Source organism: Salegentibacter sp. BLCTC (genome assembly GCF_015143665.1).
GTDB lineage: Bacteria > Bacteroidota > Bacteroidia > Flavobacteriales > Flavobacteriaceae > Salegentibacter > Salegentibacter maritimus.
On sequence record NZ_WYEW01000009.1, the window covers coordinates 161,492 to 177,321 of the forward strand.

15 protein-coding genes are annotated in these 15,830 nt (G+C 36.5%); 2 read left to right on the plus strand and 13 right to left on the minus strand.

The annotated features are described in order from the left end of the window. Positions 1 to 100 precede the first annotated feature (100 nt). The 13 genes from GUB10_RS12725 to GUB10_RS12785 form a co-directional block, all read right to left on the minus strand. Positions 101 to 823, minus strand: a complete 723-nt coding sequence (locus tag GUB10_RS12725) for a response regulator transcription factor (protein WP_193711832.1) — start codon at positions 821 to 823, stop codon at positions 101 to 103. Between the two features lie 4 nt (positions 824 to 827). After that, positions 828 to 2,399, minus strand: a complete 1,572-nt coding sequence (locus GUB10_RS12730) for a sensor histidine kinase KdpD (protein ID WP_193711833.1) — start codon at positions 2,397 to 2,399, stop codon at positions 828 to 830. 67 nt (positions 2,400 to 2,466) lie between these two features. Further along, a complete protein-coding gene (coaE, locus tag GUB10_RS12735; RefSeq protein ID WP_193711834.1) occupies positions 2,467 to 3,057 on the minus strand; it encodes a dephospho-CoA kinase in 591 nt (196 codons plus the stop codon). Next, positions 3,054 to 4,010 (minus strand): YbbR-like domain-containing protein, encoded by a 957-nt coding sequence (locus GUB10_RS12740; protein ID WP_193711835.1) that lies wholly within the window; start codon positions 4,008 to 4,010, stop codon positions 3,054 to 3,056. Before GUB10_RS12740 ends, coaE begins: the two co-directional genes overlap by 4 nt. Next, a complete protein-coding gene (locus GUB10_RS12745; protein ID WP_193711836.1) occupies positions 4,003 to 5,010 on the minus strand; it encodes a glycosyltransferase family 2 protein in 1,008 nt (335 codons plus the stop codon). The genes GUB10_RS12740 and GUB10_RS12745 overlap by 8 nt, the downstream gene beginning before the upstream one ends. Positions 5,011 to 5,512: 502 nt before the next feature. After that, a complete protein-coding gene (locus tag GUB10_RS12750) occupies positions 5,513 to 6,340 on the minus strand; it encodes an enoyl-ACP reductase (protein WP_193711837.1) in 828 nt (275 codons plus the stop codon). Between the two features lie 156 nt (positions 6,341 to 6,496). Further along, entirely contained in the window at positions 6,497 to 8,149 is a 1,653-nt protein-coding gene (gene recN / locus GUB10_RS12755; protein ID WP_193711838.1) for a DNA repair protein RecN, read from the minus strand. Positions 8,150 to 8,307: 158 nt separating this feature from the next. Next, entirely contained in the window at positions 8,308 to 9,195 is an 888-nt protein-coding gene (locus tag GUB10_RS12760; protein ID WP_193711839.1) for a DUF4835 family protein, read from the minus strand. Continuing rightward, complete coding sequence (gene coaBC / locus GUB10_RS12765) at positions 9,188 to 10,393, minus strand: bifunctional phosphopantothenoylcysteine decarboxylase/phosphopantothenate--cysteine ligase CoaBC (RefSeq protein ID WP_193711840.1); 1,206 nt, start codon at positions 10,391 to 10,393, stop codon at positions 9,188 to 9,190. The genes GUB10_RS12760 and coaBC overlap by 8 nt, the downstream gene beginning before the upstream one ends. 5 nt (positions 10,394 to 10,398) lie before the next feature. Then, complete coding sequence (locus GUB10_RS12770; RefSeq protein ID WP_193711841.1) at positions 10,399 to 10,731, minus strand: DNA-directed RNA polymerase subunit omega; 333 nt, start codon at positions 10,729 to 10,731, stop codon at positions 10,399 to 10,401. 13 nt (positions 10,732 to 10,744) lie between these two features. Next, on the minus strand, positions 10,745 to 11,572 hold the full coding sequence (locus GUB10_RS12775; protein ID WP_227740396.1) for an outer membrane protein assembly factor BamD: 828 nt from the start codon (positions 11,570 to 11,572) through the stop codon (positions 10,745 to 10,747). 342 nt (positions 11,573 to 11,914) lie between these two features. After that, a complete protein-coding gene (dapA, locus tag GUB10_RS12780; protein WP_193711843.1) occupies positions 11,915 to 12,793 on the minus strand; it encodes a 4-hydroxy-tetrahydrodipicolinate synthase in 879 nt (292 codons plus the stop codon). Positions 12,794 to 12,991: 198 nt separating this feature from the next. Then, the gene (locus GUB10_RS12785; RefSeq protein ID WP_193711844.1) at positions 12,992 to 13,690 is read right to left on the minus strand and encodes a hypothetical protein; all 699 of its coding nucleotides are present in this window, start codon (positions 13,688 to 13,690) and stop codon (positions 12,992 to 12,994) included. A 204-nt stretch (positions 13,691 to 13,894) separates the two neighbouring features. Here GUB10_RS12785 and GUB10_RS12790 point away from each other — a divergent pair, with 204 nt between their 5' ends. Beyond that, positions 13,895 to 14,653, plus strand: coding sequence for a 5'-nucleotidase C-terminal domain-containing protein (locus tag GUB10_RS12790; RefSeq protein ID WP_193711845.1), 759 nt, complete (start codon positions 13,895 to 13,897; stop codon positions 14,651 to 14,653). 127 nt (positions 14,654 to 14,780) lie between these two features. After that, positions 14,781 to 15,689: a bifunctional UDP-sugar hydrolase/5'-nucleotidase gene (locus GUB10_RS12795; protein WP_193711846.1), complete on the plus strand. Its 909-nt coding sequence runs from the start codon at positions 14,781 to 14,783 to the stop codon at positions 15,687 to 15,689. Positions 15,690 to 15,830: the final 141 nt, after the last annotated feature.

Consider the following 15,830-nt stretch of genomic DNA (forward strand, 5'->3'; position numbering starts at 1 on the left):
GACGCCGAAATAACTCAGCATTACGATAAATCTTAAATGGACGAAAATATACATTTACGCCACTCTCATTATTCCCGGAAACTGAAAAAACCGCCTTGCCTTATGCTTCGGCGTTTTCCTGGTTTTTTACCACCAACCTAAATCCTTCGCCGTGAATATTTAAAATTTCAACATTCTCGTCTTTTTTAAGGTATTTACGCAGTTTGGCGATATATACATCCATACTTCTGGAAGTAAAGTAATTATCGTCTCTCCATATTTTGGTAAGTGCCAGCTCCCTTGGCATCAAATCGTTTTCGTGCAGGGCAAGCAAACGCAACAACTCGTTCTCTTTTGGAGATAGTTTTTGTGGTTCTTCCTCTTTAAAAGTTAAGAACCTTAATTTAGAGTTTAAATGAAACGAACCAATTTCAAATTCAAACTGCTTAGAGTCTGCCACACTATCTGTAGCTTTACGCTGCATAATGGCTTTAATCTTCATAAGCAATACTTCACTATCAAAAGGTTTGTTTAGGTAATCGTCTGCTCCTACCTTATAACCCTTAAGTACATCTTCCTTCATCGCTTTAGCGGTTAGGAAAATAATTGGAATATCTTCGTTTTTCTCCCTTATTTCCTTAGCCAGGGTAAAACCATCTTTGTAAGGCATCATTACATCCAGGATACAAAGGTCGAAATCGTCTTTTTTAAACTTTTCAAATCCTTCCATTCCGTTTTTGGCGTGTGTTACTTCGTAATCGTTCATCGCCAAATAATCTTTTAAGACCGTTCCAAAGTTTGGATCGTCTTCTACTAACAAAATTTTCTTGTCTTCAGTTTCCATATATTTAAGATATTAGAGGTAATTTAATTATAAATGTGCTTCCTTTTCCTTTTTCGCTTTCCACCCAAACCTGTCCATGATGGTCTTCTATAATTCGCTTGGCATACGCCAAACCTAAGCCGTGGCCTTTTACATTATGGATATCTCCGGTATGTTCGCGATAAAATTTTTCAAATATTTTCTTTTGAACCAACTTAGACATTCCTATTCCCTGATCCCGGATTTTTAGAATGATGTAGTTCTTAACATTTTCGGTATAAATATCAATTTTGGGGCGATCGTCTGAGTATTTTACAGCATTGTCCAGCATATTAACCATTACATTGGTAAAATGATCCTGATTGGCCAAAATTGAAGAGCGTAAGGCTCCAAAATGGGTTTGTACATAACCGCCGCGATCTTCTACTATAAGTTCTATGTGGGTAATGGCATCTTCCACAATTTCATGTAACTGCAGCCTTTCTTTTTTAAGGTCCAGCTCGTTTTTTTCAAGTTTGGAAATGCGCAAAACATTTTCTACCTGGGCGTGCATACGTTTATTTTCGTCACGAATCATTTTAAGATAGCGCCTTTTCTTTTCTTCATCTTCGCTAATCTTAGGGTTTTTTATCGCATCTAAAGCCAGGTTAATCGTGGCGATAGGTGTTTTAAATTCGTGGGTCATATTATTGATAAAATCGGTTTTTATCTGGGAAATTTGCCGTTGTTTTATCAATTGCGATAATGCGCTGGAATACGCAACTACAATAATCAGGGTAAAAATTATAGAAAGTGATGCCATTAAAGTTACCGAAGAGAGCACTACTTTTTTCTTTTCGGTGAAATTAACCAACAACTGGTAATTGCTATTCCCAAGGTCGTCTGCAAAAAGTGGCACACCATAGGTGGCCGGGTGGCTAAGCGAAAAATCATCGCTATGCAAATTTGTAGAAATACTATTGCTATAAACCCCATACTCAAACTCTGATGCTATCTCACGATTGCTAAGCTCCTGGGCAAGTAGCCTTTCTATAGTTTGTTCACTTACCCTTTGGTGCAAAGGCAACTTACTGGTATGATCGGCTATATATTCTTTCAACAAATTTTTCTCATATTCGTCCATTCGAATAATACGCTCTATTTGCTGCTGTGAACTTAGTTCCCTCCCATCTATTTTATTGCGACTGTTTACAATTTTGGTCACTTTTTTATTGATAAGCTTGGTGAACGGAATACTATCCCTTGCCGATTCTATAAAGCTAGAAGAAACCTTATAATCTTCCTCTAAAATAGCATCTGAATGAAAAAGGGTTTGGTTTCTTAATTTATTCTGATTTACGTAAGAATATTCGGTAACGGTAGAAGATTCTAACCGACTATTGGTGCTATCGGCATCCTTAAATTTAATCCAGTAATCTTCAATTTCCTGATTTTGAATTTGGTTTGCCACGCGCAAAAGCACCTGTTTAACGTCGTAGGTAAATTGTGCTTCTTTATCATCTACAGTACTCTTAATCCAGTATCCCTGTACGAAAATAATACCTATTAGGGACAGGCTCATTAAGATTACAAGCAGTAAAAAAAGCTTCTTATTCATGTGCCCAAAAGTAATATTTTAACATTTAGGGCGTCAATCGTTTAACCAAATGTTAACAAAACTTCTGCTAATTTTTACCTCGTTTTAAGATAATCTCATGTAATTCGTCAACCCGGCTTCTGGTAAGGGTTAAATCGTGGTTTTCAATTTCAAAATCAGCCAGTTTTCTCTTCTGCTCATCGCTCCATTGTTTCTCCATTCGTGCTTCAATTTCAGAAATAGTACTTTGGTCACGTTCCTGCAATCTTTTAAGCTTTTCTTCTTTGGTTGCGGTAACCAAAATATTTATATCGCATTTTTTATATCCACCTGCTTCAAACAGAATCGCGGCTTCGTAAATTACATAAGCGGCCTTTTGTTTACGTTGCCAGTTTTCAAAATCTTTTGCTACCGCCGGATGGATTATTTTATTTAAAGCTTCTAATTTTTCTGAATCCTTAAATACTACAGAAGCAATGTACTTGCGATTGGGAGCAGTATCGGTGTAAGCTTTTTCTCCTATTAATTTTATTACATGCTCCCTTATTTCTGCTGAAGTTTCCAGCAGGCGTTTCCCGGCATCATCTGCAATATAAATCGGCACGTTTTTCTCTTTAAAGAAACCCGCCACTGTAGTTTTCCCACTACCAATACCGCCTGTTAGCCCCACTACCATCATCTTTTTATTACAAATTGAATTTTACGTTCGTTAAGTCTAAGGTTTCTAACAAAAGAGGGGGACTTCGCAATACTGGCAATTATAAAGTCATCTCCCTCACTTATATCATTAAAATCGCAAACCACGCTAAAATCTTCGGGTTTTACCATTTCATATTGCTTTAAATTTACCTGAAAATATACCAGAACCTGTTTGGGAAATATAGAGATATTGGTATTCTCAGGTAAGTTTAAGACTGTTACCGGAACTTTAACGCTGCCTTCCGTAAATTTCTCTACCTCCTGGCTATAGTTCACTTTTGTGGTATAAAAGCTAAGCATTCCAAGCTTAGAAGTATCTACTCTCACACTACCCGAAACATCAGTTTTAATATTGCTCACCTGTAATTTCACCGTTTGCAGGCTCTGTAAAGTATCAATAATGTTTTCGGGGCCGCTTACTTTTATAGAATCAGGAGTTAGTTTTATCTCTCTGCTAGCCGAATAACCTACTGCATAACTTAAGTCTATCCTGGGCTTTATCTTTATCTTTTTTACTTTTTTAGCTTGATAAGCTATGGCGATACTTTCCTGTAAAAACCGGGCTTTTTCGAAATTAATATTAACCTGGTCTTCCAGTGTCTCCCGGTTAGCTTCAAAGTTATAAACCAGGGCCCCATTCTGCTCTAAGGCTTTTCCAAGATCCAGTTCTACCCTGGGCTTAAAAAGTTTATAATACCAAATAGCAAAACCCTTATCCTGAATCCTTAATTTTAAAAAGCCGGGTCTTTCTTTAGTTATACTCTTGTCTAAAGGAATGTTTACATAAGAAACCGGAATGTCTATTATTTGCGTATACTCTTTAGAAATTTGCACTGAAAACCATATAAAAGAAGAGAACAGCAAAAAGAACCCAAAGGTCTTTAGGCTGGATTTTTTTACAGAAATTCGTTTAAATTCTATGTTTTTAAACATTTTTAAAGAATAAATTCGGAAATTTTAATTGAGGGTCTTTTTTTAAAATTTGAATATACCAAACCGACGTTATAAAACCGTACCCATAACCAAGAAATTGTACCAATGTAGCATAAACAGCCAAAAAGCCAATTTCTAAACTTCCATTTTTAATAGCAGCGTGGGTGGCTATAAGTACAAAATATAAAACATATAATAGAAATAACCACCAAAATCCGAATTTTAAAATCAGAATAGCAAACAAAAGCCCAAATGCAAAAACCGCCGGGAACCAATAGGTAATCCTGGCAGAACCTTTATGCCACTGGTTAAGGATTGGTCTTACCAGGCCAAATTTTTTCACCTGGGTATAAAATTTAGACCAGTCTATACGGCGTTTATGAAAAACCACAGCTTTGGGGATAAGACAGAGTTTAAAGCCCATTTTTTTTAGCCGAAGTGAAAGATCGGGATCCTCGCCCGGATGAATTTGCCCAAATCCGCCTGATGCTTTAAAGGCTTTTTGGGAAATTCCCATATTAAAACTCCTGGGCTGAAAATTGTTCACCGAAGATTTTTTACCCCTAATCCCCCCGGTAGTAAAAAAGGAGGTCATGGCATAATCTATGGCTTTTTGGGTTTTGCTAAATGAAGGGTGTGAAGCGTCTGGCCCACCAAAGCAATCACAATAATTTTTCTTAAGGAAACTATCTATTTCCTGCAGATAATTTTGTGGTAATAAAACATCAGAATCTAAAATAAGAAAGTAATTCCCTTTGGCTTTTTTCATTCCAAAATTTCGGGAATCGCCAGGACCGGAATTCGGTTTAAAATAATAACTAATAGACAGCTTATCCTGAAAATCTTCTACGATTTTTTGGGAAGAAATATTAGAGCCGTCTTCCACAATAACAATCTCAAAATCTCGTGAAAATTGAAGCTTAAGCATGCTTTCCAACAACTCCCTCACCTCATCGGGGCGATTGTACACGGGAATTACAAAAGAATAATCCGGGGCCATGCTTTAAATAGAATTTGAAGATTTTTAATTAAATATTTCTTCTTAACGTCACCATTAACTTTTTTCAGAACCTGCTCCGATTTCTATCGAAGGTATAAGTTGTGAGAACTTTTATTCAAACTAAACGCTGAAATAAATTCAGCGTGACCTTAATTGTGAACTCTTTATTCTAAATCAATATTACACTGAAACTACTTTTCTACTTAGCCTGAACTGGTTTCAGTGTTTGCTCCGATTTCTATCGGAGGTATAAGTTGAGCAAAAGCGCATATTACAATAGATGCTGAAATGAGCCCATCATAACGTTGTTTTTTTCGTCATCCTGAACTTGTTTCAGAATCCAGGTTGAGTGGAGTTCCCATCATATTAGACCCTAAAACAAGCCCACCTAACCCATCGGGTAGGTTCAGCATGACATGAAAAAAAAGTCACCCTGAACTTGTTTCAGGGTATAGGCTTAGTTAAAAACCCATACATAAAACAAGTTCAGCGTGAATAAATTTTATTTTTCCTCCTGTCCTTTAATAAAAGACTCCATAACTTCCTGGCTTACGCCCATATTGGCAAAACCACCATCGTGGAAAAGATTTTGAAGAGTAACTTTTTTAGTAAGATCAGAGAAAAGGCTCACAGTATAATCGGCACACTCTAACGCGGTTGCATTACCAAGTGGCGACATTTTATCGGCATAGGCGATAAATCCGTCAAATCCTTTTACACCCTGTCCTGCAGTGGTTGGGGTTGGTGACTGTGAAATAGTGTTCACTCTTACTTTGTGATCTTTCCCAAAGAAATAACCAAAGCTGCGGGCAATAGACTCTAAAAAGGCTTTATTATCGGCCATATCATTATAATCGGGAAATACACGTTGTGCGGCCATATAGCTAAGTGCTACGATACTTCCCCACTCGTTCATCGCTTCTTTTTTGTAAAGTACCTGCATGGTTTTATGAAAAGACACCGCAGAAATATCCCAACCTTTTTGGGTGAAATCGTAATTCTGCTCTGTATAATGATTTCCTTTTCTTACGTTTACCGACATCCCAATAGCGTGAAGTACAAAGTCTATTTTCCCACCCAGGATTTCCATAGATTTTTCAACCAGGTTTTCCAGATCTTCCAGGTTAGTAGCATCAGCAGGAATAACTTGCGAACCGGTCTTTTCGGCCAGTTTATCAATAGTACCCATTCTTAACGCAATAGGAGCATTGGTAAGCACAAATTCCCCACCCTCTTCTTTCACTCTTTCGGCGGTTTTCCAGGCAATGGAATTTTCATCTAAAGCGCCAAAAATAATTCCTTTTTTTCCTTTTAACAGGTTGTATGACATAGTGATATATTTTTTCGTGGTTGTTAGCTTAATTACCTCAGAGAAAACTCAAAAAGGTATTTGTAATGATAAATATTAAATTTCGAAGCAAGCCTCAAAGTGCTTTAGCTCCCAATTTTGCGGTAAAGATAGCAAAATTACAATCAGCCCATAGTTTTAATCCAGAAGTGCTCTTGCATGTGCCATTGCCGACTTTCCAATTGTTGCCCCACCAAGCATAAGGGCTAGTTCTTCAATTCTTTGCTCAGCTTCTAATTCCTTAATTTTAGTGGTTGTAGCATTGACTGAATCTTCTTTAAAAATTTTAAAATGACTATTTCCCTTACCGGCAATTTGCGGCAGGTGAGTAATAGCAATTACCTGCATGGAATTCCCCATACGCTGTAAAATACCGGCCATTTTTTGCGCTATGTCACCGGAAACCCCTGTATCTATTTCATCAAAAATAATAGTAGGAAGTTTACTTTGGGCCGCCAAAATACTTTTTACCGCCAACATAATCCTGGAAAGTTCCCCTCCGGAAGCTGCTTTTTTAATTTCTTTAAAATCACCACCTTTATTAGCTGCCAGGTACCAGAATAATTCGTCCCTGCCATTCGCTAGAAAACCGCCTGCTTTTTTAAGTTCTATTTTTAGGCGTGCGTTTGGCATTCCCAGGTCGTTTAATAAAAATTCTACTTCTTTAATAAAAGTAGGAACGATGGCTTTTCGTTTTTCATGAAGCTTATCGGCAATAGCGCCCAATTTACTTTCCTGCTTAACAATAGCCTTTTCTATTTCAGAAAGCGCATTTTCTGCATTTTCACTTACAGCTACTTTTTCCTGCAATTCCTCTTTTATCTGTATTAATTCGGCGATATTTTCTGCGGAATGTTTTTTCTGTAAATTATAGATCACCTGAAGTTTTTGGTTGGTTGCTTCAAGCTCTTCAGGATTAGCCTCTATATTTTCTAAAGCCTGGCTTAGTTCGCCTGAAAGATCATCTAATTCAATAATTACACTTTCAATTCGCTGATGAAAATTTTCATAATTTGAAGATAAACCGGCTATTTTAGACAGGGAAGCTCGCGCCTGTTTTAAACTATCTAAACTTCCAATTTCCTCCTGTTCCAATAAATTTAAGGCCGAACTTAGGTTTTCGGTTAGCTCTTCCACATTGCTTAATTCTTCATAGCGGGCTTCCAGTTCTTCCTGTATTCCTTCCTCTAAGCGCGCTTCTTCAAGCTCGTTTAACAAAAACAGGTTATAATCATATTCTTTGGTGGCCTGCGCCTGCTGCTCTTTTAAATTCTCCAGCTTTTTTTGAAGGTCTTTGTATGATTTACGTTCGGTTTTATACTCCAACAGCAAAGCATCGCTATTGGCAATAGTATCAATTACCTGAAATTGATAATCGTTATTACCCAAACTTAAAGTTTCGTGCTGACTGTGAATATCTATTAAATACTGCCCAAGTTTTTGCAACGAAGTTAACTTTACCGGCGTATCGTTTACAAAGGCACGGGATTTTCCCGAAGACAAAATTTCGCGCCTAATAATTGTATTTTCCTCATAATCCAGGTCTGCCGACTCGAAGAAATCTTTTAATCTGTAATTAGCAATATTAAAAGAGCCTTCTATTACACACTTTTTATCTGTGTCCCTAATACTACCATAGTCGGCGCGGTTTCCTAAAAGAAGGCCAAGTGCACCCAACATAATAGATTTACCGGCACCTGTTTCGCCTGTAATTATCGTAAAACCTTCCTGAAGCCTAATATTTATATCTTCAATTAAGGCGTAATTTTTTATAGATAGAGCTGTAAGCAATGTAAACTAAATTTTGGCTAAATATAAGGGAGAAATTATTCCCAATCAACAATAAACTTTTGGATTGATTCCATAAGTTTTGGCAACTCTAAGAATTTGAATTAAACAGGTTTTAAAGATAAAAATCTACCTAAATTAAGATTATAAACTTAAAAAGCCTATTGCAGGTTTCTCCAATTTCTGGAATAACGCGGAGCAAGACCACTTAAAGTTTCTTTAAAGCCAGGGCGGTTAATATCTGGCCCATCACTAAAAATCTGACTAATTTCATCGGCTTTGGCATCAAAAAGGCTCCTTAGTAGCAAAGAATTTGCCCGTCGGGAATTCATAGTGTTTAAGCTTTCTATCGCATCGGCAATAGCTATTTTCCCGGCTTCAGAATCTTTATGCATTACATCTAATCCCTGGCGATGATATTGGTATAAAGCAGTACGATATTCGGTAAACATATTAGAAAGCAAATCGGAATTCAACCTAAAACGCGAGTTTTGGCCATCGGCACCGTTCCAGCCTGTCCTTCCGCTTTGTTGCGCTGTATTTACGATTTGATTAGCTTCCTGGTAATAATCGGTTCCGCCCTCTTTAGCAAAAGTATCGGCATCCAAACCTAAAATAGTATACACATAAAAAGAAACCACAGAAACCAGATTATTGGAAAAAGAGTTCTGACTATAATTTAACGGCTCATATTCCCTGTAATTAAAACTGAATTGATTATCGTTAAAATTAAAAACAGGGCTAACCATATTAGTACCATATACCGGCCTTGAAGATTGCACCTGGATGGTACCACTAAACGATTCGCCTTCAAACTCAGTTATAGTAATAAACATACTACAATTAATACGTTCTCCCGGCTCAAATTCTTTACTGGTCCAGGAAGTTTGATTTACAAATTCCCGTAGTGAGTTCTCTAAAGTTCTAAAAACAGAAAGATTGCTTTGGCCTGTTTGTTCGGTATTTATTACTATTTCGCAATTGAGCTCCTGGGCACGGGTAGAAGTTATCCCGGCAAGTAAAAAAATAAAAAACAGAAAGTTACGCATCTAACAAATGTACAATTTCATTTATAATATCAGTAGCCACTTCTGCCTTGGATTTAAGATCAAAGGCTTTTTCTGAATCTTTATAGACCAAAGTAACTTTATTCGTGTCTTTTTTAAAGCCGGCACCGGCATCATTCATAGAATTAAGCACAATAAAGTCTAGATTTTTCTTAAGCAGCTTTTCTCTTGCATGCACAAGTTCGTTATTGGTTTCCAGGGCAAAGCCAATAAGTTTTTGATGGGTTTTCTTTTTACCCATAGATAAGAGAATATCCGGGGTTTTGGTAAGCTCCAGGCTTAAATTCTCATCGGCCTTTTTAATTTTTTGTGTAGCTACATTTTTTGGGGTATAATCTGAAACCGCAGCAGCTGCAATAGCCACATCAACATCTTCAAAATAATTATGCACGGCGGTATACATTTCGCCTGTACTCACCACACGTATTAAATTAATCCTTGAATCATTAATTTCTAGGTGAGTAGGACCAGAAATTAGAATTACCTCAGCACCAAAATCGGCGGCTTTTTTAGCCAATTCAAAGCCCATTTTACCACTGGAATGATTTCCTATAAAGCGTACCGGATCTATAGCCTCGTAAGTTGGCCCGGCGGTTATTAACAGCTTCTTTCCCTTTAAGGGTAGGTTTTCAGAAAAATAATTTTCTAAAAAATCTATAATCACTTCAGGCTCTGCCATTCTCCCCTCACCTGTTAAACCACTGGCAAGTTCACCTGTTCCTGCCGGAATCATAATATTTCCGTAAGACTTTAAGGTTTCAAAACTATTGGTTGTGGAAGGATGCTTAAACATATCTAAATCCATTGCAGGTGCAAAAAACACCGGGCATTTGGCCGAGAGATAGGTTGCCAGCAAAAAATTATCGCTATTGCCCGAAGCCATTTTAGACAAGGTATTGGCTGTTGCAGGGGCTAGAAGCATAAAATCGGCCCAAAGGCCGAGTTCTACATGATTGTTCCATTGCTCATCTTCATCATCTTCGGTAAAAGAAGAAAACACCTCATTTTTCGACAAAGTAGATAAGGTGAGCGGGGTTACAAATTCTTTGGCAGCCGGCGTCATGATAACTTTTACCTGCGCACCGGCCTTAATAAATAAACGTACTAAAAAAGCAGATTTATAAGCAGCAATACCGCCACTAATACCAAGAAGTACTTTTTTGCCTTTTAGTACAGACATCTTGCTTAAGCTTCTGCTTCAGAATCTTTTGTGTTTCGGTAATAGATTTTACCATCTAACCATTCTTGCATAGCAAGCGCATGTGGTTTTGGAAGTTTTTCATAAAACTTAGAAACCTCTATTTGCTCTTTGTTTTCAAAAATCTCGTCAAGACTATCGTTGTACGTAGCAAACTCATCAAGCTTTTCCAATAATTCCTTTTTGATCTCAGAATTAATTTGATTAGCTCTTTTAGCAACCACCGAAATAGCCTCGTATATATTACCTGTTGGCTCGTCTACCTTGTTTTTATCGAAGGTAATTGTGTTAATTGGTGCGTCTGTCTTTTTAATATCCATCTTTCTTCTACTATTAAAAATTTTGTAAGCGTGATTTTATATCTTCTGCCGAAGCTTCCATGGGCGCCATATACTCGCCTTCCGGATAATATTTTTTATAGGTTTCGTAAAACTCGAGTGCTTCATTAAGGCGTTCTTCCATTAAACTCCTAAAGCTATTAATTGCTAATCTATAGGCAGAATCGAATCTATAATATTGGGCAGATTCCCTAAAAGGAGAACCGGGATTATTGGCCAAAAAGTTTGTAAATGAAGTAATAGCAGCCCTGTAGTTTCCGGCTCTGGCCTCGCCTGTTAAATGATATTGCTTAGCTATTTCGAATTCTTTTTTCTCTAGTTTTATACGCAACTCGGTCGCCATCTCATTGGCCCTATCTACGTACTCCCCTTCCGGAAATGTATTTAAATAAGCCTGTAACTCTGTAACAGCTTTATTAGTATCGGTTTGATCTAAATCATATCTTGGTGAAAGTTCATAAAAGCTTCTAGCCTTTTTATAAGCAGCTTCTTCTACTTTTTCACTATTAGGGTAAGATTGCTGAAAACGCTCAAATTCATAAGAAGAAAGGTAATAATCACCTAATTCGTAATAAGTATTGGCAAATAAGAAACTAAGTTTCTCCCCTTGTGGTTTTCCACGGTATTGCTGAACAATTTGTTCAAACAACCTTAAGGCCTTGCGATACTTGCGCTTGTCTCCATTTTCCTGGGCTTCGTTATAAAGCTGTTCGGCATAAGAATATTTCTTTCCGCTATCATCACTTTTAAGTAAGTCCTGATATTCCCCGCAGGATACAGTGAGCATTAAAACTGCTGCTAATAAAATTGCTTTCTTCATCATTTGTAAAAACATCTGGCAAAAGTACATTTTTCTTCAGTATAAAAAAAACTTTGTGCTATAGCCTTAAACAACCTTCTAACTCCCTTTTTATTATATTATGAAGAAAAAAATAAGTTATTACTGAAAAAAATAAAACTATCTGAAAAGCTTTTAAATCGTCATTCTACCCCGAAAGCTATCGGGGTTATTTCAGAATCTAAGATGTTGGTATTCAAAACATGTTAGAAGCTAAAAAAAGCCCGCCTAAATGGATTGGCAGATTCAGCCTGACGAAACTAGACTTTTCAGACAGTCTCTGTAATTAGTTTTTAAAAGACACTCGAGAATCGAGATCTAACTACATTATTTAAAATTGCTAAGGAAATCCTGAATTTGCTGCTGAAGTTCAGGTGTAGCCTTTACTAAAGGCAATCTCACATAATTCTCAATGCTCCCTTTTTGGGCCAACAAGGCTTTAATTCCGGCCGGATTCCCTTCGGCAAAAATTAAATCTATAGAGTGTTGTATTTTATAATGAAGTTTATAAGCTTCGGCCGATTTACCATCTAAGCCCAGCGACACCATTTTAGAGAACTCGACAGGTAAGCCCTGTGCAATCACAGAAATTACTCCTTTACCCCCGGCCAAGGTCATAGGCAGGGTAAGCATATCGTCTCCTGAAATCACGAGAAAATCTTCCGGTACCAAGCTTATTAATTTCATTGCCTGCACCATATCTCCGGCAGCTTCTTTAACCCCGATTACATTTTCAAAATCCCTTGCTATACGATTTATAGTTTCCGGCAGCATATTAGATGCAGTTCTCCCCGGTACATTATAAAGAATTATGGGCAAAGGAGAAGCAGTAGACACCGCTTTAAAGTGCTGATAGATTCCTTCCTGGGTTGGTTTATTATAAAAAGGAGAAACCGAAAGTATGGCGTCAAAACCTGTAAAATCTTCAGCTTTCAACTCTTCACATACCAAACGGGTATTATTTCCACCAAGGCCTAAAACCAGAGGAAGTCGGTTATTATTCTGCTTAACTACGGTATTTTTTACTAGTTGCTTTTCTTCTTTATCAAGACTGGCACTTTCGGCGGTTGTTCCTAAAACCACCAGGTAATCTACTCCGTTCTCAATCTGGCTCTCTACCAGGTTCTCCAGTGCTTGTACATCTACCGATAAGTCTTCCTTAAAAGGAGTTATTAAAGCTACACCGGTACCAATAAATGATTTCATTATATTTTTTTATTTTGATGATAATCCAAAAGGCTTGCCATTTTTAAATTAAAACCGCAAGATTTTTGGGAGACAAATGTATTGATTTTGTATATGTTTAAAAGCAAAACTTAGCTTCGGTTTTTAAATGAAGCACATATTTAACAGCTTTATTTTTTCTGTTAAAAAATGAACAGAATACAATGTTTCTTATATCATTTAAACCAGGTTCATTAGCCTAAGTTTACGCTCTGGGGTAAGGAAGAAAAGCAAGCAAAATATTAAACCCGTAAACCATAATAAATTACCGGTGATTAAAATTGCAGAGTCGTTTAAATAAAAATGTGCTCCATCCCTTAAAACATCAGAAAAAATAAATGAAAGCATCAGGGTAATAAAGTATACCGATTTTCTTGAGTAGGAATTTAGGTAATAGATAAGTCCAACTATCCCCAGAATCAATAAATTAAGATAATAAAGTATATATACCGCAAACTCTAAATCATTACTCATATAATCTTTGAGTTCTGTTACATGGGTAAACAAAAGATAGGTGTTTACACTTATTAAAAGCAGAAAGTATATAAGCATACTTTTAGTGGCAGCCTGTCTTTGAGTGTTTTGAAAAGCCTCTCTACACAAGCAAAAATAACCACCTATATAGAAGAGAAGTAAAAGAAATGAAAAGGTATCTGAATGAAAAAAGAGCCCTACAAGCTGAGCCAGGAAGAAAAAAACAAAAAAACACAATGCATTAAAGCCTATTTTTTTATTGCGCCTTACGTATATAACAAAAACACCTACAATAAATAGAAGCTGAGTTAGCCGCATCAACCAATTCAAATCCCCTATTGCAGCATATATATTTACGCTCAATACCGGAAGGAAAAGAAGTAATAAATATTGAAAAAAACTCATTTTCATTCATTTGCCTGCCGAAAATAAAAAAATAATATTGTTAAATTTCTTTTTTAGAGGGATAGCAAGGCTCATTTTTAAGCTTGTCTCCCATTTTTCGACAAAACATCTATTTTCCTCGCTGAATTACCGCTATAGTTTTAAAAGACAAAACCTTAACTACACAGATAATCTATTTATCTTTGCATTTTTAATAAAATAAAGATGAAATTATTCAAATTGATTAATTACGCATTCTTTGCCCTAATTATACTGAGCTGTAAAGACGATTCTATTGAAACGGCTAAAGTTAAAGGGCAGCGTATTGCTATAGATAACAAGATTGAATCCAATACTGAAATAAAAGAGTTTATAACCCCTTTTAAAGAGCATTTAAATAAAACTTTAGATAGCACATTAGCTTATAATCCGCGGGCTATGGTAAAAAGCGACGGCGATTTAAATACTGCCATTGGTAATTTAATGGCCGATGTGGTTATGGAACAAGCCGGTCCTGTTTTTAAAAGCAGAACAGGAAACGAGATAGATATGGTTCTGCTTAATCACGGCGGAATTAGAGCTGGCTTAAATAAAGGAAAAATATCTACCAGAAGCGCCTACGCACTAATGCCTTTTGAGAATGAAATTGTGATTGCTGAAATTTCTGGAGCAAAAATCAAAGAAATGCTTACTTATCTTGAGCGTGCAAAAACTGCCCATCCCGTAAGTGGCATTCAAATTATAATGAATAAAAATTATAAAGTTAAAAGCGCAGAAATAAAAGGAAAAAAAATAGAAAAAGACAAGACTTATTTTGTAGCCACCTCAGACTATTTACAGCAAGGGGGCGATAATATGCTGTTTTTTAAGAATCCGGTAGGCCTAACTAAAATAAATTATAAGTTACGTAATGCTATTATAGATTATTTTAAAAAAGTAGACACCTTAAAAGTAACTAAAGACAATAGGTTTATTAGACAGTAAACTACCTCGGGGGTATTACACCCTTTGGCGGTGCCAACAAAGAAGCTTTATAAAAGTCTATTAATTAAGTTTTTAATTTCGAAATTCACATACAGCTATCTAAATTTCGATTATTGAGAAGAAAATAATGAAAAGAAGAAATTTTATTCAACAAACCTCGGCAGCAACTGCGTTTATAGGAATTGGTGGTTTAAGCACATTTTCTTTTAAGCCAAATTATAAAAAGCATATTACCATTCTGCATACCAACGATGTTCACAGCCATATTGAGCCTTTTGGCCCCGATAATTCCAGGAATCCAAATATGGGTGGTGTTGCCAGGCGGGCAACTTTAATTGAGCAGATTAAAAATGAAAACCCAAATACGCTATTGTTAGACGCGGGAGATATTTTTCAGGGCACACCATACTTTAATTTCTATGGGGGGGAATTGGAATTTAAACTAATGAGTAAAATGCAATACGATGCTGCTACCATAGGAAACCACGATTTCGATAATGGTATAGATGGTTTACTTGCGCAACTCCCACATGCCGAATTCAGTTTTATTTCCTCTAATTACAACTTCAGCAATACTGTACTGGATGGCCATACCCACCAACATAAAGTTTTTACAAAAGACGGAGTTAAAATTGGCGTTTTTGGTTTGGGGGTTGAATTACAAGGGCTGGTAAACGATAGTCTTTACAAAGAAACTAAATACCTGGATCCTATAGAAATTGCACAAGACCAAAGCCGAATTTTAAAAGAAGAAAAAAAATGCGACCTGGTAATTTGCCTTTCGCACTTAGGCTACAAATACAATAGCGACAAAGTCTCTGACCTTAAACTAGCAAAAGCCACAGAAAACATTGACCTTATTATTGGCGGTCACACCCATACTTTTTTAGAAAAACCTACTGTTGAAACAAATAAAGCAGGTAAAAAAGTCCTGGTAAATCAGGTAGGCTGTTATGGCCTTTACCTGGGAAGAATTGATTTTTATTTAGACGATAAAAATAATATTGAAACTAATGGATTAAAAATTGAGGTTTAAGCTTTAAAGCTTAAACCTCAGCAAACTACCTCGGGGTATTACACCCTTTGGCGGTGCCAATAAACAAAGGCTTTTCTATGGGTTTTATAAAAACTTCGTACCTATTAATACTAAAGCTCATTTTTTCTATTGATGGAAAAA